This is a genomic window from Streptomyces sp. NBC_00454 (genome assembly GCF_041434015.1).
In the GTDB taxonomy this organism is placed as follows: Bacteria; Actinomycetota; Actinomycetes; order Streptomycetales; family Streptomycetaceae; genus Streptomyces.
The window spans coordinates 5,544,090-5,563,516 of record NZ_CP107907.1; the positions used below are offsets into that span (position 1 = coordinate 5,544,090).

Genomic DNA, 19,427 nt, shown 5'->3' on the forward strand with positions numbered 1-19,427 from the left:
GGACCCCTGCCATGACTGCACAGCCCGCAAAGCCCGCGAACGACGGCTTCCGGATGCCCGCCGAGTGGATGCCCCACGAGCGCACCTGGATGGCCTGGCCCAGCCCCAACCCGACCTTCACCAACGAGACCGAGCTGGCCGAGGCCCGCCAGGCCTGGGGAGCCGTCGCCCGCGCGGTGCGCACCTACGAGCCCGTGACCCTCGTCGTGTCACCCGGCGACGCCGACAGCGCCCGCGCCATCGTCGGAGACGATGTGGAGCTGGTCGAGCGCGAGCTCGACGACGCCTGGATGCGCGACATCGGCCCCACCTTCGTCACCAACGACGCCGGAGAGCTCGCCGCCGTCGACTGGACCTTCAACGGCTGGGGCGCCCAGGAGTGGGCCCGCTGGGACCACGACTCGAAGATCGCCCGGCACGTGTCGGAGATCGTAGGGACCCGTACCTACAGCACCAACCTGGTCAACGAGGGCGGCGCCATCCACGTGGACGGCGAGGGCACCGTGCTGCTCACCGACACCGTGCAGCTGGGCAAGGGCCGCAACGCCGACTGGACCCGCGAGCAGGTGGAGGCCGAGATCCACGCCCACCTGGGCACCACCAAGGCGATCTGGCTCCCGTACGGCCTGGCCGGCGACTACGGCACCTACGGCACCCAGGGCCACGTGGACATCGTCGCGGCCTTCGCCCGCCCCGGCGTGGTCATGGTCCACTCCCAGCCCGACCCGGCCCACCCGGACCACGAGCGCGGCAAGACCATCGCCGCCATCCTGCGCGCGTCCACCGACGCCCGGGGGCGGCAGCTGGAGGTCGTGGAGATCCCGGCGCCGACCGTGCTGGAGGAGGACGGGGAGTGGGTCGACTACTCCTACATCAACCACTACCTCTGCAACGGCGGGGTGGTCCTGTGCGCCTTCGACGACCCGCGGGACGAGGAAGCGGCCGAGATCTTCCGCGGTCTCTTCCCCGAGCGGACCGTGACGCTCGTCGACGCACGTACGATTTTCGCCGGGGGTGGCGGTATCCACTGCATCACCCAGCAGCAGCCGAAGGTCTGACCCGTCCCGGGCAACGGGACGGCGGACCGGACGGCGGACCCGAACGAGGAGTGGGCCATGGTGGCGGGTGAAGTACGTGCCGCGCGCAAGAACGCGCCGCCGCGCGAAGACGTACTGGTCGCCGCCATGGCCACCATCGCCGAACGCGGTCTGGACGGCCTGACCATGGCCGGCCTGGGCCGCGAGGTCGGCATGAGCAGCGGCCACCTCCTCTACTACTTCCGCACCAAGGACGAGCTCCTGCTCCAGACCCTGGAGTGGAGCGAGGCGGCCCTCGGCGCCGAGCGCCGCGCCCTGCTCTCCCGTCTCGGCCCGGTCCGCGAGCGCCTCCAGGCGTACGTGGACCTGTACGTGCCCCGGGAGGCCCGGGACCCGCACTGGACCCTGTGGCTGGAGGTCTGGAACCGCTCGCAGAACGCCGGACCGGGGGAGCGGGGCCGCCAGGCGGCCATCGAGGGCGCCTGGCACCGCGACCTGGTGGCGCTGCTCGCCGAGGGCATCTCGCGCGGGGAGTTCCGCCCGGTGGACCCGGACCGCTTCGGAGCCCGGCTGCGGGCTCTGCTCGACGGGTTCAGCATCCAGGTCGCCGTCGGCCTGCCGGGGATAGGGCGGGGCGACATCCTGGCCCACGTCTCGGAATTCCTCGACGAGACGCTCGTATCGTGAGACGTCCGTCCATTCGCGTGGACGCCTGTGCCACACTGCGGACGTGCCTGCTCAGCTCATGATTATGGACAGCAGCGCGCCGGTCCGCAGTGACCGCTGAACCGTGGAAGAACTTCGCGGAAGCGGCCATCGTGCCCCAGACCCGCGCGCAGACCTCTCGCACCCGCGAGAGGTTTTTTCGTTTTCCGGCCCAAACATGCCGGGAGCGGGCAGCGCGCGATGATGGGGGCAGTGGAGCCAGGGCATCCGGAACCACTCATCCGACAGGAGTCAGATCAGCATGACGACGACAGAGGCGACTGAGCCGACTGCCCCGAGCTCGGGTCCCGGCCCCGATGACGGCTTCCACGTCTTCGACACGACCCTGCGCGACGGCGCCCAGCGTGAGGGCATCAACCTCACGGTCGCGGACAAGCTGACGATCGCCCGGCACCTGGACGACTTCGGGGTGGGCTTCATCGAGGGCGGCTGGCCCGGCGCCAACCCCCGCGACACCGAGTTCTTCTCCCGCGCCCGCGCGGAGATCGACTTCAAGCACGCGCAGCTGGTGGCCTTCGGCGCGACCCGCAGGGCGGGCGGCTCGGCCGCCACCGACCCGCAGGTCCGCGCCCTGCTGGAGTCCGGCGCCCCGGTGATCGTGCTGGTGGCCAAGTCCCACGACCGGCACGTCGAGCTGGCCCTGCGCACCACCCTCGACGAGAACCTGGAGATGGTCCGCGACACCGTCTCGCACCTGGTCGCCCAGGGCCGCCGGGTCTTCGTCGACTGCGAGCACTTCTTCGACGGCTACCGGGCCAACGCCGAGTACGCCAAGTCCGTCGTGCGCACCGCGCACGAGGCCGGGGCCGACGTCGTCGTCCTGTGCGACACCAACGGCGGCATGCTGCCCGCGCAGATCACCGCGACCGTCGCGACCGTGCTCGCCGACACCGGCGCCCGCCTGGGCATCCACGCCCAGGACGACACCGGCTGCGCCGTCGCCAACACCCTGGCCGCCGTGGACGCGGGCGCCACCCACGTCCAGTGCACCGCGAACGGCTACGGCGAGCGGGTCGGCAACGCCAACCTCTTCCCGGTCGTCGCCGCGCTGGAGATCAAGTACGGCCGCACCGTCCTCCCGGCCGGCGCCCTGGCGGAGATGACCCGCATCTCGCACGCCATCGCGGAGGTCGTCAACCTCACCCCCTCCACCCACCAGCCCTACGTCGGCGTCTCCGCCTTCGCGCACAAGGCGGGCCTGCACGCCTCGGCGATCAAGGTCGACCCGGACCTGTACCAGCACATCGACCCCGAGCGGGTCGGCAACACCATGCGGATGCTGGTCTCCGACATGGCCGGCCGGGCCTCCATCGAGCTCAAGGGCAAGGAGCTCGGCGTCGACCTCGGCGGGGACCGCGCGCTGATCTCCCGGGTCGTGGAGCGGGTCAAGGAGCGCGAGCTCCAGGGCTACACCTACGAGGCCGCCGACGCCTCCTTCGAGCTGCTGCTGCGCGCCGAGGCGGAGGGCCGGGCGCGCAAGTACTTCCGGATCGAGTCCTGGCGGGCCATCGTCGAGGACCGCCCCGACGGCACGCACGCCAACGAGGCCACGGTGAAGCTGTGGGCCAAGGGCGAGCGGATCGTCGCGACGGCGGAGGGCAACGGCCCGGTCAACGCCCTGGACCGGGCGCTGCGGGTCGCCCTCGAACGCTTCTACCCCCAGCTGGCGAAGTTCGAGCTGATCGACTACAAGGTCCGCATCCTGGAGGGCAAGCACGGCACGGAGTCCACGACCCGCGTGCTGGTCACCACGACGGACGGCTCCCGCGAGTGGAACACGGTCGGGGTGGCCCCCAACGTGATCGCAGCCTCCTGGCAGGCCCTGGAAGACGCCTTCACCTACGGCCTCCTGCACGCGGGCGTCGAGCCGGCGGAGTAGTGCGGACCTGCCTCACCGGGACTTCGGGCCGGTGGGGCAGGAGGCCGTTGGCCCTTATGTCCCGCTCACACAGGAATTCGCCCGTTCCGGTAGCGTCGTGACTATGAGGACCAGGCTTATATCCGTACGTTTCGGCCCCCTGCTCGCGGGTCTGCTGCTGGCCCTGTCCGCGACCGCTCTGCTGGTCGCCCCGCAGGCGTCTGCGGCCGACGGGACCACCACCGTGGCCGAGGCCCTGAAGAAGGGCCCGGTCTACGTGGACCCCCGGGCCGAGGCGCAGCTTTCGCCCGCGCAGGCGGACGCGCTCGCGAAGAAGATCAAGGACGCCGGGAAGCCGGTCTTCGTGGCCGTGCTGCCGGCCGGCGCGGAGTTCCCCGCCGACAGCGTGCTGCGCACGATCCGTACCGAGACCGGGATCACCGGGCTCTACGCGATCCGGCTCGGCGAGGGGTTCAACGCGGGCGCGGACAAGGCCGTCATGCCGAACAATGCCGTCCGCAACCTGGTCGACGCCGTCAAGGCGGGCGGGCCGGTCGACGCGAACGCCGAGCTCAACAACTTCGTGGACCAGGCCCTGAGCCAGGCCAAGGGCAAGGCCCCGGCCTCCTGGGGCGGCGCGAGCGCCGACGGCGGGTCCCCGGCCGGAGCCCTGATCGGCCTCGGCGCGGTGGCCGCGGTCGGCGGCGGCGGTGCGTACCTGCTGGTCAAGCGCAACCGGAAGAAGAAGGAAGAGATCCGCCGCGAGGCCGTCGCCCGGCTCGGCGTGGTCGTGGATGAGGACATCACGGCCTTCGGCGAGGAGCTCGACCGACTGGACTTCCACCCCGGCGAGCCCGGCGCCGACGACGCGATGCGCGGGGACTACGAGCAGGGCCTGGACTCGTACGAGAAGGCCAAGCAGATCATGGCTTCGGTGCAGTACCCCGAAGAGGTCAAGGGGGTCACCCAGGCGCTGGAGGACGGCCGCTACGCCCTGGCCCGCCTCGACGCGCGCCGGCAGGGCAAGCCGCTGCCCGAGCGCCGCGCCCCCTGTTTCTTCGACCCGCGCCACGGGCCGAGCACCGAGGACGCCACCTGGGCCCCGGCGGGCGGCGCCGCGCGCACGGTCCCGGTCTGCGCGGCGGACGCGGTGCGGCTGCGCGACGGTCAGGACCCGGCGGTCCGTACGGTCGACACCGAGCACGGTCCGCGCCCCTACTACGACGCCGGCCCGGCGTACGGTCCCTGGGCCGGCGGCTACTTCGGCGGCGGCATGCTGCCCGGTCTGCTCATGGGCACGATGCTCGGTTCGATGATGTCCAGTCCGGCCTACGCCTCCGACTTCGGCGGCGGCAACGGATTCGACGGGGGTGGCTTCGGCGGGGGCGACGTCTCCGGAGCCGACTTCAACCCGTCCGACTTCGGCGGCGGGGACTTCGGCGGCGGAGGGGGCTTCGACGGCGGTGGCGGCTTCGGAGGGGGCGACTTCTGAGGGGGCGACTTCTGAGCCGCCCCGGTTCCGCCCTCGGTTCCGTCCTCGGTCCCTGAGGGTCAGGCCTTCTTGATGGCCGAGATGTCGAAGGTCAGCTTCACCTTGTCGCTGACCATGACGCCGCCCGTCTCCAGGGCCGCGTTCCAGGTCAGGCCCCAGTCGGAGCGCAGGATCTCGGCGGAGCCCTCGAAGCCGACGCGCTCGTTGCCGTAGACGTCGGTGGCCGAGCCGTTGAACTCCAGGTCGATGGAGAGCGGGCGGGTGACGTCCTTGATCGTCAGCTCGCCGTCGATCCGGTAGGTGTCGCCGCCGGTCTGCGCCGCCGAGGTGGAGCGGAAGGTCATCAGCGGGAAGGTCTCGGCGTCGAAGAAGTCGCCGGAGCGCAGGTGGCCGTCGCGGTCGGCGATGCCGGTGTCCACGGAGGCGATCTTCACGTCGATGACGGCGGTGGAGCGGGCCGGGTCGCTGCCGTCCAGGTGCAGGGTGCCCTCGTGGTCGGAGAAGGTGCCGCGGACGTTGGTGACCATCGCGTGCCGGACGGTGAAGCCGATGCTGGTGTGGGCGGGGTCGATGACGTAGTCGCCGGTGAGCTCGGCGAGGGCCGGGTCCACCTCGAGCGTGGCGGCGGCGGTGGTCTGGGGGCGGCGGGTGAAGAGACCCATGGCTTCCTCCTCGGTGGCGCGCCGAGTGTGTTCAGCGCGGTGCGTGTTCGTTGAAGTTTCAACAAGAAGGACGCTAGACCCATTCCGTTCAAATTTCAACATCTAGGTCGCGTGCCGGAGGGTTTTGTGGGGTGCCCACAAAGGACGAAGGTCCCGACTAGTGGTCCTCGCTCATCGCCTCGCGGTTCTGTCCGGGCCGGACAGCGGAAGACACCCGACACTGTGCGGATTCGACGGAGGGTTTTGAGGGTCCCGCTTCGTAAGGTCGGTACATGACCGTTGTGGACCAGATTCCGAGCGAGCCGACCGACGCCCGTGGGCGAGTGGCCGAGCTGCACGCCCTGCGTGAGCAGGCGCGGCGCGGCCCGAGTGAGCGGGCAACCGAAGCGCAGCATGCCAAGGGCAAGCTGACCGCTCGTGAGCGCATTGCGCTGCTGCTCGACGAAGGTTCCTTCAAGGAGGTCGAGCAGCTGCGTCGTCACCGGGCGACGGGGTTCGGCCTGGAGGCCAAGAAGCCCTACACGGACGGTGTGATCACCGGCTGGGGCACGGTCGAGGGCCGTACGGTCTTCGTCTACGCGCACGATTTCCGGATCTTCGGTGGTGCGCTGGGCGAGGCCCATGCCACGAAGATCCACAAGATCATGGACATGGCCATCGCGGCCGGTGCCCCGCTGGTCTCCCTCAATGACGGTGCCGGCGCCCGTATCCAGGAGGGTGTTTCCGCCCTCGCCGGTTACGGCGGCATCTTCCAGCGCAATACGAAGGCCTCGGGTGTCATCCCGCAGATCAGCGTGATGCTCGGCCCGTGTGCGGGTGGCGCGGCGTATTCGCCGGCGTTGACGGACTTCGTGTTCATGGTCCGTGAGACCTCGCAGATGTTCATCACCGGCCCGGACGTGGTCCGTGCGGTGACCGGCGAGGAGATCACCCAGAACGGCCTCGGCGGCGCGGACGTGCACGCGGAGACCTCGGGCGTGGCGCACTTCGCGTACGACGACGAGGAGACCTGCATCTCCGAGGTCCGCTACCTCATCACGATGCTCCCCTCCAACAACCGCGAGAACCCCCCGGTCCACGAGACGACCGACCCCGCCGACCGGCGCTCGGAAGTCCTGCTGGACCTGGTGCCCGCCGACGGCAACCGCCCGTACGACATGCTCAAGGTCATCGAGGAACTCGTCGACGAAGGCGACGTCCTGGAGATCCACGAGCGCTGGGCCCGCAACATCATCTGCGCCCTGGCCCGCCTGGACGGGCAGGTCGTGGGCATCGTCGCCAACCAGCCCGGCCACCTCGCCGGGGTCCTGGACATCCACGCCTCCGAGAAGGCGGCGCGCTTCGTCCAGCTCTGCGATGCGTTCAACATCCCGATCATCACCCTCCTGGACGTGCCCGGTTTCCTGCCGGGTGTCGACCAGGAGCACGGCGGCATCATCCGTCACGGCGCCAAGCTGCTGTACGCGTACTGCAACGCGACGGTGCCGCGGATCTCGCTGATCCTGCGCAAGGCGTACGGCGGTGCGTACATCGTCATGGACTCGCAGTCCATCGGTGCGGACCTCACCTATGCCTGGCCGACCAACGAGATCGCGGTGATGGGTGCCGAGGGCGCCGCGAACGTCATCTTCCGCAGGCAGATCGCGGACGCCGAGGACCCCGAGGCGATGCGCGCGCGGATGGTCAAGGAGTACAAGGCCGAGCTGATGCACCCGTACTACGCGGCCGAGCGCGGCCTCGTCGACGACGTCATCGACCCCGCCGAAACCCGCGAGGTCCTCGTCGCCGCCCTGTCGATGCTCCGCAACAAGCACGCCGATCTGCCGTCCCGCAAGCACGGCAACCCGCCGCAGTAAGAGGAGACAAGCCACCGATGAGCACCGACACGCTGCTCCGCGTCGAAAAGGGCAACGCCGAGCCCGAGGAACTGGCCGCGATCACCGCGATCCTCCTCGCCCGCGCCGCCGCCACCCCCGAGGACACCACCGCCGCCACCGGCCGTTCCCAGGCCGGCTGGCGCCGCCTGGAGCGCACCCCCGGCTTCCGCGCCCCGCACAGCTGGCAGGGCTAGGAACCGCAGGCAGCAAGCAAAAGGCCCCCCGCACTCCTCGGAGTGCGGGGGGCCTTTCGCGTACGGCGCCGGACGGCTACCGCAGGCGGGCCATGAGGGCGTGCTCGACCAGGGTGATGAGCGCGCTCTTGGCGTCCCCGCGGTGGCGGGCGTCGGTGGTGATGATGGGGGCGTCCGGGCCGATCTGCAGGGCCTCGCGGACTTCCTCCGGGGTGTACGGCTGGTGGCCGTCGAAGCCGTTGAGGGCGATGACGAACGGCAGGCCGCTGTTCTCGAAGTAGTCGACGGCGGGGAAGCAGTCGGCGAGACGGCGGGTGTCGACGAGCACCACGGCGCCGATCGCGCCGCGCACCAGGTCGTCCCACATGAACCAGAAGCGGTCCTGACCGGGGGTACCGAAGAGGTACAGGATCAGGTCCTGGTCCAGGGTGATGCGGCCGAAGTCCATGGCGACCGTGGTGGTCGTCTTGTCCCCGGTGTGGGTGAGGTCGTCGATACCGGCGGAGGCGCTGGTCATGACGGCCTCGGTGCGCAGGGGGTTGATCTCGGAGACGGCGCCCACGAACGTGGTCTTGCCCACGCCGAAGCCGCCCGCCACCACGATCTTCGCGGAGGTGGTGGAGCGAGCAGGAGCCGCTCCGCCGTTAGAGCTTGCGAAGTCCACTGAGCACCCTTTCGAGCAGTGTCACGTCTGGCTGGCCGCCGGCGGACTCGTCGCCGCCGGGCTGGTGGATGGCGACGAGGCCCGCCTCCGCCAGGTCGGCGACGAGGATCCGGGCGACACCAAGAGGAATGGAGAGAAGTGCCGAGATCTCGGCGACCGACTTGATCTCGATGCAGAGCCGGCAGATGCGCTGGTGCTCGGGCAACTGCCCTTGCAGACGCGCGGGATCGGCCGTGGTGCTGACCAGTGCCTCGATGGCGAGCTGGTAGCGCGGCCTGGTACGACCGCCGGTCATCGCGTACGGACGGACCAGCGGGTTGTGCGCCTGCGGAGCCTGCGGACGCGAAGCGCGCGGAGGCTGCTGCGAAGGCCGGTAAGGCTGTTGGGGCTGCTGGGGCTGACCGTACTGCGGCTGCTGGTAGGGCTGCCGCTGGTAGGGCTGTCCCGCGGGGTTGTGCTCCGGCGAGGGCCGGTTGCTGGGAGCGGAAGGGAAATTGAAGCGGTTCTGGTCGTGCCCACCCTGCGGCTGCTGCGCGCCGCCATAGGGATGTCCTCCGGGTGTTGTCACGTTTCCTCCTCCGACTCCAAGAACGCAGTACTCCCTGTGGAACCGCGCCACCGCACCCTATGGTGCGATGGCGCGAAACGCACTGCCTGTCTGCTAGTTGAGCAGGCTGCCCTGCAATTCGGCGCGCAGGTCCGGAGTGAGGACACTGCCCGCACGGTCCACGAGAAGGGCCATCTCGTAGCCCACGAGGCCGATGTCGCACTCGGGGTGCGCGAGCACCGCGAGGGAGGATCCGTCGGACACGGACATGAGGAAGAGGAACCCCCGGTCCATCTCGACCACGGTCTGGTTGACGGCGCCGCCCTCGAAGATGCGGGAGGCCCCGGCGGTCAGCGACGTCAGCCCGGAGGCCACGGCCGCCAGCTGGTCGGCGCGGTCGCGCGGGAATCCGTCCGACATGGCCAGAAGGAGGCCGTCGGCGGACACCACCACCGTGTGGGACACCCCTGGGGTGTTGTCCACGAAGTTGGTGATCAACCAGTTCAGGTTCTGCGCCGCCTGGCTCATCGCGCTCACACTAACGCTCCTGGTCATAGCTGTTACTTGACTGCTCGGATCCCGCATTGCGGCCTTGCTGGACACCGCGTCGCAGGTTGCTCAACCTGCCACGGATGTCCTCCGGGGCCCGGGAGACCTCGGGGCCTCCCTGCGGGGTCGTCTCCGCAGCGCCCTCGACCAGGTTGGCCTTGGGCACTCGCCGAGGGAGACCGGACGGGGTGACCCCGCCCGCCTTCGGCTCACGGAGCTTGCCGGCCTGCTGCCAGCGCTCGTCGTTGCGCGAGCGCCATGCAGCGTCGCCCTCCGTGTTCTCCGGGGCCCGCTCCGGCTCAGCGGCCTGCTGCTGACGCTGCGGCCGCTGCTCGAAGAGGGATCCGGTGGACTCCGCTTCCTGCTGCGCCGGCTGCCGCTGCTGCTGGCTGCCGCGTCGCGGCAGGCCCGCCCCGGTCACTTGGTGACCGGTGTCCTCAGCGGTGCCCGGACGGTCGAAGCCTACGCGCTCCGGGGCGTGTTCGGGAGCGGCCGGTGATTCCGATTCGGTCCCGTAATCCTGCTGGTAGGAGCCCGAGTACGTGTTCTGCTCGGGCCACTCGGCCTGCGGGGAAAGGGAATCGTATCCGCCGTCGTACGCCGGGAGCTCCTGCTGCTGCTCCTGGTACTGGGCTTCCGGATAGACGTACTCCTGCTGCGGGTACGCCTCGTATCCCTGCTGGGGCGCCGCGGTGTCGTAGCCGGCGGCGTAGTCCTGCGCGGGCTGCTGCTCGTAGCCCTGGTACGGCTGGTACGCGTGTTCCGGCTGGGGTTCCGCATACGGCTCGGCGGACTCCTCGTACTCCGGCTGCGCCTGCGGATAGCCCACCTGGGCCTCCAGCGCGGCACGGCGCTCCTCGCGGCCCAGGGAGCGGCCGACGGGGTCGGCGCCGTCGGGGCCCGGCTGGTCGGCCCGGTGGACCTCGTAGCGCGAGTCGTCGAACCCGAGCTCGGCCGCGGTGCGCAGCGGTACCGCGTGCTGCGACTGCTGCTGCGGGATGATCGAGGAGACGGTGAAGTCGTCCGAATCCGCTCCGGTCACCTCGCCGCCGCCACCGTGGGTGATGACGTCGGGGAGCATGACCAGCGAGGTCGTGCCGGCGGCTTCGCCCGAGGGGCGCAGCTGGACGCGGATGCCGTGCCGGTCGGCCAGCCGGCCGACCACGAAGAGACCCATGCGCTGCGAGATCGCGGCGTCCACGGTCGGCGGGTTGGCCAGCTTGTGGTTGATGTCCGCGAAGTCCTCGGCGGTGAGGCCGATGCCCTTGTCGTGGATCTCGACCATCACGCGGCCGTCGGGCAGACGCGTCGCGTTGACCCGGACCTTGGTCTGGGGGGAGGAGAAGGTGGTGGCGTTCTCCAGCAGCTCGGCGAGCAGGTGCACGAGGTCGGTCACGGCCTGGCCGTGGATCTCGGCCTCGGAGACGCCCGAGAGTTCCACGCGCTCGTACTGCTCCACCTCGGAGGAGGCGGCGCGCAGGACGTCGACGAGGGGGACCGGCTGGTCCCAGCGGCGGCCCGGGTTCTCACCCGCGAGGATGAGGAGGTTTTCGCCGTTGCGGCGCATACGGGTGGCCAGGTGGTCCAGGCGGAAGAGGTTCTCCAGCTGGTCCGGGTCGGCCTCGTTGTTCTCCAGGTCGGTGATGAGGGTCAGCTGGCCCTCGATCAGCGACTGGTTGCGCATGGAGAGGTTGGTGAAGATCGCGTTGACGTTGCCCCGCAGGAGGGCCTGCTCGGCGGCGAGCCGGACGGCTTCCCGGTGGACCTGGTCGAAGGCGCGGGCGACCTCGCCGATCTCGTCCTGGGAGTCGATCGGGATCGGCACCACGCGGGTGTCGACCTTGCCCGGGTCGGTGCGCGAGAGCTGGTCGACGAGCATCGGCAGGCGCTGCTCGGCGATGTCGAAGGCGGCTCCGCGCAGCCGGCGCATCGCGCGGCCCATCTGGCGGGCCATCATGCCGGCCAGGATGAAGGCGGCGAGCAGGGCCACGACCACGATCGAGCCGGTCAGGATGGCATCGTTGCGGGCCGAGTCCGAAACGGCGACGGCGTCCTGGACGGCCTTGGCCAGAAGGTCCTTCTCGACCTCGGCGTAGCCCTCGAACTTGGCGGTCGCCGCGGCCTGCCAGGCCTGCGGGGTGGTGCCGCCCGCGGCGAGGGCGGCCGGCTTCGCGCCGCTGGCTATCGCCTCGGTCATACCGGTGAGCGCGGAGCCGTTGACCATGGGCGGGGCGCGGAAGACCGTACCGGCCTGCTCCGCCTCGGTCTTCGCGTTCGCGAGCTTGGTGGCGCCGAGCTGCGACTGCTTGCCCATGACCTCCTTGAGGCGGAGCGTGTCCGCCTCGGTGCCGGCGGCCACGTACTCGCTGATGGCGATCTCTTCGAGGTACGCGTACGAGGAGAAGGCGACCAGCTGTGCCTTGCGGACGTCCTCGTTGTCGTTCGGCCGGACCAGCAGGTGGGTGCCGACGGAGCGCTGCAGCGAGTTCGCGGCCTTGGACAGCTCGATCGCGTAGACCATGCGGCCGTAGGAGGTCACGTTGCCGGTGCCCAGGCCCAGCTCGTTGGAGAACTGCATGAGGTAGTGCTGGACCAGCACGTAGCCCTCTTCGGTCGGGATGGGGCCCGCCGACTTGGGGAGGTCCTTCTTCGCCGTCTCGAGCTGCGCCACGTAGGCCGACTTGCGGACCGCCTCCAGCTTGGGCTCCTCCTGGCGGAAGAGCTCCAGACGGCGTTCCATGCCCTGGCCCTTGGGCATGTCCTTCACGGCCTGGGCGAACTTGGCCTTGGCCGAGTCGGTGGCCGCGTACGCCTTCATGACCGGGTCGGATTCGCGCTGGTTGCGCAGCAGCGGCTCGGCCGTCAGGTCGCGCTCGTTGAGGAGGGCCTGGCCGTATTCGGCGGCCGCCTGGACGATGCGGGCCGTCTTCTCGGCGTCCTTGGCCTCGTTCCAGGTGTCGATCGAGCCCTTCACCTGGAAGCCGCCCATGACCAGTCCCACGAGGACGGGAACGAGCAGGATGGCGTTCAGACGGGTCGGCACGCGCCAGTTGCGGGGCGAGAACCTGCTGGTGCTGCCGCTGCTGACGGGAGCCTCCAGGGGTACGCCGATGGACGACGTGGCCGCGCGTGGCGGCGGGGTGAAGTTGCCGCGCGCGGGTTCATCCGCGGGGCTTGAGTTGCTTCGCCTCACTCGACCAACAACCTCTCGGCGGTGCTACTAGCTAGTTCGTTGAATTCCAGCATGGTTAACGGCCGTGTTCCAAACAGTTGAAATCGGCCATTCATAGAGCCTTATGCCCCACATAAATCGGACATAAAGAGCGTCCTGCGGCAAAAACGGAGCCCGTTGTGAGCGCAGTGAGACCGGACGAACGCACCGTGTCGCCAACTACCGGTAATTCTCTCTCGAAACGTTATGAACGAAGGGGGCGGGCCGTGTCCCATGACACAGCCCGCCCCCCCAAAACAGCCGACGGAACACTTCTTGCGCGTGGCCCCTACTTGAGCCGCGCCATCAGGGCGTGCTCGACGAGCGTGATGAGCGCGCTCTTGGCGTCCGCACGGTGGCGGGCGTCGGTGGTGATGATGGGGGCGTCCGGGCCGATCTGCAGGGCCTCGCGGACTTCCTCCGGGGTGTACGGCTGGTATCCCTCGAAGCCGTTGAGGGCCACGACGAACGGCAGGCCGCTGTTCTCGAAGTAGTCGACGGCCGGGAAGCAGTCGGCCAGGCGCCGCGTGTCGACCAGGACGATCGCCCCGATCGCGCCGCGCACCAGGTCGTCCCACATGAACCAGAAGCGGTCCTGACCGGGAGTACCGAAGAGGTACAGGATCAGGTCCTGGTCCAGGGTGATGCGGCCGAAGTCCATGGCGACCGTGGTGGTCGTCTTGTCCCCGGTGTGGGTGAGGTCGTCGATGCCCGCGCTCGCGGACGTCATCACGGCCTCGGTGCGCAGCGGGTTGATCTCGGAGACGGCGCCCACGAACGTGGTCTTGCCCACGCCGAAGCCACCCGCCACCACGATCTTCGCGGAGGTGGTGGAGCGAGGAGCCGCTCCGCCGTTAGAGCTTGCGAAGTCCACTGAGAACCCTCTCGAGCAGCGTTACATCCGGCGTGCCGCCGGCCTCTCCATTGCCCGGCTGGTGGATGGCCACCATGCCGGCCTCCGCCAGGTCGGCGACGAGGATCCTGGCCACGCCGAGCGGCATGTTCAGCAGTGCGGAGACCTCCGCGACCGACTTGACCTCACGGCAGAGGGTGCAGATGCGCTGGTGTTCCGGGAGTAGCCCGGACAGGTGCATCGGATCGGCCGTGGTGCTGACCAGCGCCTCGATGGCGAGCTGGTAGCGCGGTCGGGTCCGGCCGCCGGTCATCGCGTACGGACGAACCAGCGGCTGGTCGCCGTCCGAGTACGACGAGTCTCCGTACGCATCGGGATAGGCGGGGGGCGGGGTCATTGATCCTCCGGGCTGGACAGCATTGGTCAGCGTGCCGTCTGACGGGGCGGCCGGTGGGGGGACGGTATGACGGCCTGGTGGTGGTACTGGGTTCCGGGGCTCGGGCCCCGGTCTCCCGGCCGGAAGTACCGTCCGGCCGGGAGAGTGGCAGTCAGGTGAGCAGGCTTCCCTGCAGCTCCGCGCGCAGGTCCGGGGTGAGGACGCTGCCGGCGCGGTCCACGAGGAGGGCCATCTCGTAGCCCACGAGGCCGATGTCGCACTCGGGGTGCGCCAGTACGGCCAGCGAGGAGCCGTCGGAGACCGACATGAGGAAGAGGAACCCCCGGTCCATCTCGACCACGGTCTGGTTGACGGCGCCGCCCTCGAAGATGCGGGAAGCACCTGCGGTCAGGGAGGTCAGCCCGGAGGCCACCGCGGCGAGCTGGTCGGCCCGGTCGCGGGGGAAGCCTTCGGACATCGCCAGAAGGAGGCCGTCGGCGGAGACCACCACGGTGTGGGACACCCCAGGGGTGTTGTCCACGAAGTTGGTGATCAACCAGTTCAGGTTCTGTGCCGCCTGGCTCATCGAACTCAACTATCGCTCCTGCTGGTAAGTGGGGTCGATCTGGTAACTGCCGGTAGCCGGGCCGCTGTTGCCGGCCTGACGTCCCTGCTGGATACCGCGTCGGAGGTTGGTCAGACGGCCGCGGACATCGTCCGGCGAACGCGAGACCTGAGGACCGGCCTGCGCTTCGGCCTGCTGCTGCGCGGTGCCGGCCACGAGGTTCGCCCGCGGGACCCGGCGGGGCAGCCCCGAAGTGGTGATGCCGCCCGCCGCGGGCTGGCGCACGCGCTCGGCCTGGCGCATCAGTTCGTCGTTCGGCGAGGAACGCCAGCTCACGGTCGGCACGGCACCGGTCTGGGCCGGCTCGGCCGGAGCCTGCTCCTGGGCGCGCTGCGGCAGCTGGTGCTGGAGCGGGCGCTGCGGGGCGGCCGGCAGCGGAGCAGGGGCCGCCGGGGCGGGCTGCTGCGACTGCTGCGGCTGCTGGGGTACGGCCGGTCCCTCCGCGGGGGGCTGGACGCCCTCCTGGCGGAACCAGTTCGACTCCATCGAGTCGAAGATCGGGCTGCGGCCTCCGCCGCTGGGACCGGCCGGGGGCAGAGCCTCCGGACGCGGCGCCTGCGGCAGCCGCGGAGCCTCGGCGCGCGGGGTCGCCACGGGGGAGTGGCCGCCCTGGGGCTGCTGGGCCTGGCCGGGCTGCGGGTAGCCGCCGACACCGGGGCCGCCGGGCCGCTGGGCCTGGAACTCCGGGCGCTGGAACTGGCCCGTGGCGGCCGGGTCCGCGAACTCCGGACGGGGGAACTGGCCCGTCGCGGAGGGGTCGGCGAAGTCCGGGCGCGGGAACTGGCCCGTCGCGCTGTGGTCGGCGTAGCCGCCGGCCGCGGGAGCCGCGCCGTTGTAGCCGCCGTGGTTGAGGTTGCCGCCGCTGACGTTGCCGCCGGCCTGCGGGGCCGGGGCGTTGAAGTCGGGACGGGCGAACTCGGAGGTGGAACCGGGGCCCGACAGCTCGTCGTGGCCGCGCGGTACGTCCTGCCCGCGCTGCCCGGCACCCCAACTGGTGCTCTGCGGCATCGCGGTGGGAGCACCGACCGAGCCCGGGAGCTCCGGACGGGGCGCGCCACCGCGCGGCGGCAGCTGCGGCCGCGGGCCGCGCTGGGCCGGGGCTTCGGGAGCCGGAGCCCCGGGGCCACCGGCCTGCTGCTGGCCCTGGCCCTGCTGGCCCTGCTGGCCCTGCTGCGGAGACTGAGGAGGCTGCGGACGCTCGAAGCCGTTGCCCTGCGGGAAGGCGCCGGGTCCGGAGGCGGTGGGGGCGCCGGCCGGACGGGCCTGCGGACCGCCGAAGCCACCGCCGCCGCCGAAGCCGCCCGCGGGGGCGCCGCCGGGACCGGAGACCGGACCGCGGCCCGGCATCGGGGCACCCGAGCCGAAGGCGCTCTGGGTCTGCCCGCCGGGCGCACCCTGCTGCTGCGGGGGACGGCCCGCGAGGGGACCCTGCGGACCGCCCTGCTGGCCGGGACCCTGGGGACGCTGGCCCGCGGGGGCGCCGTCGCGGCCGGGCAGGGCCGCGCGCTGGCTGCCGGCACCGACCTGGCCGCGCTGGGGACCGCCGCCCACGGGGGGACGGGCACCCTGGGCGGACAGGGCGGCCGGCGCCTGCGCACCGGGACCGACCTGACCGGGGGCTCCGGAGCCTGCGGGGTTGCCGGGGAGACCCTGGCCGCCCTGGCCGGGCATCGGAGCCGGCTTCTTGCCGCCCTGGGCGACGTCCACCGGAAGCATGACGAGGGCCGTGGTACCGCCCGAGTCGGAGGGGCGCAGCTGGATGCGGATGCCGTGTCGCAGGGACAGGCGGCCGACCACGAAGAGGCCCATGCGGCGGGAGACGGAGACGTCCACGGTCGGCGGCGACGCGAGTCGCTCGTTGATCGCGGCGAGGTCCTCGGGGGAGAGGCCGATGCCGGTGTCGTGGATCTCCACGAGGACACGGCCGTCGGGCAGCGCGTGACCGGTGACCTTGACCTTGGTCTGCGGGGAGGAGAACGAGGTGGCGTTCTCCAGCAGCTCGGCGAGGAGGTGCACGAGGTCGTTGACCACGCGGCCGGCGACCTCGGTGCCGGGCACCGAGGCGAGTTCGATGCGCTCGTACTGCTCCACCTCGGACGCGGCGGCGCGGAGCACGTCGACGAGCGGGACGGGGCGGGTCCACCGGCGGCCCGGCTCCTCGCCCGCGAGGACGAGGAGGTTTTCGCCGTTACGGCGCATGCGGGTCGCGAGGTGGTCGAGCTTGAAGAGCGAGGAGAGCTGGTCCGGGTCGGCCTCGCGGGACTCCAGCTCGGAGATGAGCGAGAGCTGACGCTGGATGAGGCCCTGCGAACGGCGCGAGAGGTTGGTGAACATCGCGTTGACGTTGCCTCGCAGGAGGGCCTGCTCGGCGGCGAGGCGGACGGCCTCGCGGTGCACGTCGTCGAATGCCGCGGCCACCTGGCCGATCTCGTCGCGGGTGTGCAGACCGACCGACTCCACGGTCGTGTCCACGTCCTGCGGGTCGGACTCCGACAGCTGCTTGACGAGCTCGGGCAGCCGGTCCTGGGCGACGCGGGTCGCGGTGTCCTGGAGGCGGCGCAGCGAGCGGATCATCGAGCGGGCCATGACGAAGGCGCCGACGAGGGAGACACCGAGGACCAGGAAGATCAGCGCACCGTTGATGATGGCGTCGCGCTGGGCGGTGTTCTTGAGCTCGCGGGCCTTCTGCTCCATGTCTTCGAGCAGGGTGAGCTCGATGGACTTCATGGCCGTGATCTTGTTGTCGTCGGCGTCGTACCAGTCCAGCCAGGAGCGGTTCTTCTCCTTGGCGAACTGGTCCTTGTTGCCGAGCACGCGGCGGGCGTAGTGGTCGGCGGTGCCGATCTCCGTGTTGCCGTCGCCGAGGGCCGCGAGGAGCTCCTCGGGCTTGCCCTGGTAGACGAGCTCGAAGGTGGTCTTCGCCTGCTCCTCGCCGCGCTGGGCGGCGAGGGCGTACAGCCGGTCGTTCTCGGGCAGGTTGCCGCTCTGCGAGAGGTCCGCGGGGAGCGCCGCCGCGATGATCGCGCGCTGGATCGAGGCGTACTCCTTGGCGGAGGAGAACGCCGCCAGGGCGCGGGTGCGCTTGATCATCTCGGGGTTCGAGGTGGCCTGCGCCATGTCCTGGGAGAGCGAGAGCAGCGAGACGATCAGCGCGTTGTACTCGGTGACCGTCTGCTGGGCACCGTTCTGGTACGCCTTGGCGCGGATGTCCTCGATCTTGGTGAGACCGCGGCCGATCTGCAGGACGTTGTTGCGGATCGACTTGAGGGTCTCGTCCTTGTCGCCCGCGTTGTCGACCTTGTCGGTCGCGGCGGCGAAGGCCTTGGCCGCGGCGTCGGTCTGGTCGCGGGCGCCCTTGACGAGGCTGTTGGCCTTGCCCGACTTGTCCACGGAGAGCGGACCGGCGGACTGGTCGCGCTCCGTCTGGAGCATGGCGGCCAGGTTGGTGGCCTGACGGGTCATCGTCGTCAGCAGCTGCATGTGCTCCAGCTGGGCGATGTCGGTGAGCGAGTCGTTGATGCGGAAGCCACCGAGCGTGGTGGCCGCGACGACCGGCAGGGTCAGCAGCGACACCAGTCGCGTGCTGATGCGCCAGTTCTGCATGGCGAGACGGGAACCGGACCCACTGGGGGCCTTGGGTATCGCCGTGTCGCGCTCGGCCGACTCGTCGTTGCCCCTGGGCGTGCCCTTGGGCTTGGCGCGCCCCTTCGCCTTCACCGAAGTGGAGGCATCGGAGCTCGCGCCCTCGACAGCCGGCCCGCGGTTCTGGGCGTGCTGGGGCGAGGAGCCACGGTCGGTCCCGGAGCGCGGCTCCTGCTCTGCCGCAGCATCCCCTCGGCCCTGGCGGGCCTGGGGAGACCCCTTGCCATCCCTCTTGAATCGTCCCTGCACTAGCGTCGCAACCTCTGGACCAGGCGTCCCGCCGGGCGACCGGTGGGACGGTGTCGAGTCGTGGGGCAATGCGCCCCATGGTGGTCGTCGGTGACCGGCGCGTCTCCCTCTCCGTTGCCGCCGCGCTCGGCGCTGTCTCGCGCCACCTGCGCGCCGGCTGATTCCCGCGGCGGTCCCGCGAATTCCAGCACAGAGGCGGATCTCCAACAAGGTGCGAGTGTCCGCCCGGAGAGTCGGTCACGGCTTGTGACACATGCACTACCGGGGGTGGAGGTGAATTCATCTGGAATCGGACTTACACCATCCAAACCCCTTGCCTGGCAAGCTGTCCCAGTCGAGATGATCAGGAGCGGAATGACGCATTCAGTAGCGCAATGTCCGTTTTTTCAGGTGAAATTGACCGTCCGTTATGACCGTAATGACTGGTCACGGGTGAGCAAACTCACATAGCCGTGGCCATTACTTCCCGGTTCGACGGGGGATTCAGATGTTTAGCCTTGACCTTTACAGGGTTGGCGCGTCCGATAAGCGGCACCCCGAAGACGGCAGGCGGCATCCGCCGCCGCCGTCCCCATCCGACCAGCGAGCCGAGGGCCCCAGACTCCGATGAAGACGACGATGCTGTTCCGCAACATAGCCAACCCGCGCCGCACCACCCTCGCCCACCTCAAGGACGCCGAGGAGCTGCAGGCCGTACCGGCCCCGGAGCACACCGTCGAGCTGCCGGCCCAGACCGCCAACCCGCGCCGCACGGTCCTCATGAACGCGCCGGTCGCCACCGCAGCCCAGTAGGACCAGCCCAGCAGGACCCGCCCAGCAGGACCCGCTCCGTAGGACCCGCCCAGCGGGGCCACGGAGAAAGCCG

16 protein-coding genes are annotated in these 19,427 nt (G+C 70.4%); 7 read left to right on the top strand and 9 right to left on the bottom strand.

Features of this window, described 5'->3' with window-relative positions:
- Positions 1-11 precede the first annotated feature (11 nt).
- The 4 genes from OHU74_RS25710 to OHU74_RS25725 all read left to right on the top strand — a co-directional run bounded on the left by OHU74_RS25710 (position 12) and on the right by OHU74_RS25725 (position 5,113).
- Positions 12-1,058 (top strand): agmatine/peptidylarginine deiminase, encoded by a 1,047-nt coding sequence (locus OHU74_RS25710; protein WP_371618062.1) that lies wholly within the window; start codon positions 12-14, stop codon positions 1,056-1,058.
- A gap of 57 nt (positions 1,059-1,115) precedes the next feature.
- Positions 1,116-1,724 carry a TetR/AcrR family transcriptional regulator gene (locus tag OHU74_RS25715; protein WP_330298752.1) on the top strand — a complete coding sequence of 203 codons (609 nt, stop codon included), beginning with the start codon at positions 1,116-1,118 and terminating at the stop codon, positions 1,722-1,724.
- A 280-nt stretch (positions 1,725-2,004) separates the two neighbouring features.
- A complete protein-coding gene (cimA, locus tag OHU74_RS25720) occupies positions 2,005-3,642 on the top strand; it encodes a citramalate synthase (protein ID WP_330298753.1) in 1,638 nt (545 codons plus the stop codon).
- Positions 3,643-3,745: 103 nt separating this feature from the next.
- Positions 3,746-5,113 carry a hypothetical protein gene (locus tag OHU74_RS25725; RefSeq protein ID WP_371618063.1) on the top strand — a complete coding sequence of 456 codons (1,368 nt, stop codon included), beginning with the start codon at positions 3,746-3,748 and terminating at the stop codon, positions 5,111-5,113.
- A 59-nt stretch (positions 5,114-5,172) separates the two neighbouring features.
- On the opposite strand, the gene OHU74_RS25730 is transcribed toward OHU74_RS25725, so the two are convergent.
- Positions 5,173-5,775 (bottom strand): YceI family protein, encoded by a 603-nt coding sequence (locus OHU74_RS25730; RefSeq protein ID WP_371618064.1) that lies wholly within the window; start codon positions 5,773-5,775, stop codon positions 5,173-5,175.
- 272 nt (positions 5,776-6,047) lie between these two features.
- On the opposite strand from OHU74_RS25730, the gene OHU74_RS25735 reads away from it, so the two are divergent.
- Both OHU74_RS25735 and OHU74_RS25740 read left to right on the top strand, forming a co-directional pair.
- Positions 6,048-7,631 carry an acyl-CoA carboxylase subunit beta gene (locus OHU74_RS25735; RefSeq protein ID WP_371618065.1) on the top strand — a complete coding sequence of 528 codons (1,584 nt, stop codon included), beginning with the start codon at positions 6,048-6,050 and terminating at the stop codon, positions 7,629-7,631.
- Positions 7,632-7,648: 17 nt separating this feature from the next.
- The gene (locus OHU74_RS25740; RefSeq protein ID WP_371618066.1) at positions 7,649-7,846 is read left to right on the top strand and encodes an acyl-CoA carboxylase subunit epsilon; all 198 of its coding nucleotides are present in this window, start codon (positions 7,649-7,651) and stop codon (positions 7,844-7,846) included.
- A 76-nt stretch (positions 7,847-7,922) separates the two neighbouring features.
- Here the strand turns inward: OHU74_RS25740 and OHU74_RS25745 are convergent, their stop codons facing one another.
- The 8 genes from OHU74_RS25745 to OHU74_RS25780 form a co-directional block, all read right to left on the bottom strand.
- Complete coding sequence (locus OHU74_RS25745) at positions 7,923-8,510, bottom strand: ATP/GTP-binding protein (protein WP_112446996.1); 588 nt, start codon at positions 8,508-8,510, stop codon at positions 7,923-7,925.
- Positions 8,491-9,078 carry a DUF742 domain-containing protein gene (locus OHU74_RS25750; protein ID WP_330298758.1) on the bottom strand — a complete coding sequence of 196 codons (588 nt, stop codon included), beginning with the start codon at positions 9,076-9,078 and terminating at the stop codon, positions 8,491-8,493. Before OHU74_RS25750 ends, OHU74_RS25745 begins: the two co-directional genes overlap by 20 nt.
- A gap of 93 nt (positions 9,079-9,171) precedes the next feature.
- A complete protein-coding gene (locus tag OHU74_RS25755; RefSeq protein WP_030037347.1) occupies positions 9,172-9,585 on the bottom strand; it encodes a roadblock/LC7 domain-containing protein in 414 nt (137 codons plus the stop codon).
- 10 nt (positions 9,586-9,595) lie between these two features.
- On the bottom strand, positions 9,596-12,799 hold the full coding sequence (locus tag OHU74_RS25760) for a nitrate- and nitrite sensing domain-containing protein (RefSeq protein WP_371618067.1): 3,204 nt from the start codon (positions 12,797-12,799) through the stop codon (positions 9,596-9,598).
- 307 nt (positions 12,800-13,106) lie between these two features.
- Positions 13,107-13,691 (bottom strand): ATP/GTP-binding protein, encoded by a 585-nt coding sequence (locus OHU74_RS25765; RefSeq protein WP_073776607.1) that lies wholly within the window; start codon positions 13,689-13,691, stop codon positions 13,107-13,109.
- On the bottom strand, positions 13,672-14,067 hold the full coding sequence (locus OHU74_RS25770; protein ID WP_330298760.1) for a DUF742 domain-containing protein: 396 nt from the start codon (positions 14,065-14,067) through the stop codon (positions 13,672-13,674). The genes OHU74_RS25765 and OHU74_RS25770 overlap by 20 nt, the downstream gene beginning before the upstream one ends.
- Positions 14,068-14,218: 151 nt before the next feature.
- The gene (locus tag OHU74_RS25775) at positions 14,219-14,632 is read right to left on the bottom strand and encodes a roadblock/LC7 domain-containing protein (protein WP_069922098.1); all 414 of its coding nucleotides are present in this window, start codon (positions 14,630-14,632) and stop codon (positions 14,219-14,221) included.
- Positions 14,633-14,641: 9 nt separating this feature from the next.
- Positions 14,642-18,562, bottom strand: coding sequence for a nitrate- and nitrite sensing domain-containing protein (locus OHU74_RS25780; protein ID WP_371618068.1), 3,921 nt, complete (start codon positions 18,560-18,562; stop codon positions 14,642-14,644).
- A 606-nt stretch (positions 18,563-19,168) separates the two neighbouring features.
- On the opposite strand from OHU74_RS25780, the gene OHU74_RS25785 reads away from it, so the two are divergent.
- Positions 19,169-19,354 carry a hypothetical protein gene (locus tag OHU74_RS25785; RefSeq protein WP_371618069.1) on the top strand — a complete coding sequence of 62 codons (186 nt, stop codon included), beginning with the start codon at positions 19,169-19,171 and terminating at the stop codon, positions 19,352-19,354.
- Positions 19,355-19,427 lie beyond the last annotated feature (73 nt).

Coding starts and splice junctions, on each gene's coding strand:
- OHU74_RS25710 (WP_371618062.1), top strand. CDS start 12: ATGACTGCACAGCCCGCAAAGCCCGCGAACGACGGCTTCCGGATGCCC.
- OHU74_RS25715 (WP_330298752.1), top strand. CDS start 1,116: ATGGTGGCGGGTGAAGTACGTGCCGCGCGCAAGAACGCGCCGCCGCGC.
- cimA (WP_330298753.1), top strand. CDS start 2,005: ATGACGACGACAGAGGCGACTGAGCCGACTGCCCCGAGCTCGGGTCCC.
- OHU74_RS25725 (WP_371618063.1), top strand. CDS start 3,746: ATGAGGACCAGGCTTATATCCGTACGTTTCGGCCCCCTGCTCGCGGGT.
- OHU74_RS25730 (WP_371618064.1), bottom strand. CDS start 5,775: ATGGGTCTCTTCACCCGCCGCCCCCAGACCACCGCCGCCGCCACGCTC.
- OHU74_RS25735 (WP_371618065.1), top strand. CDS start 6,048: ATGACCGTTGTGGACCAGATTCCGAGCGAGCCGACCGACGCCCGTGGG.
- OHU74_RS25740 (WP_371618066.1), top strand. CDS start 7,649: ATGAGCACCGACACGCTGCTCCGCGTCGAAAAGGGCAACGCCGAGCCC.
- OHU74_RS25755 (WP_030037347.1), bottom strand. CDS start 9,585: ATGAGCCAGGCGGCGCAGAACCTGAACTGGTTGATCACCAACTTCGTG.
- OHU74_RS25770 (WP_330298760.1), bottom strand. CDS start 14,067: ATGACCCCGCCCCCCGCCTATCCCGATGCGTACGGAGACTCGTCGTAC.
- OHU74_RS25775 (WP_069922098.1), bottom strand. CDS start 14,632: ATGAGCCAGGCGGCACAGAACCTGAACTGGTTGATCACCAACTTCGTG.
- OHU74_RS25785 (WP_371618069.1), top strand. CDS start 19,169: ATGAAGACGACGATGCTGTTCCGCAACATAGCCAACCCGCGCCGCACC.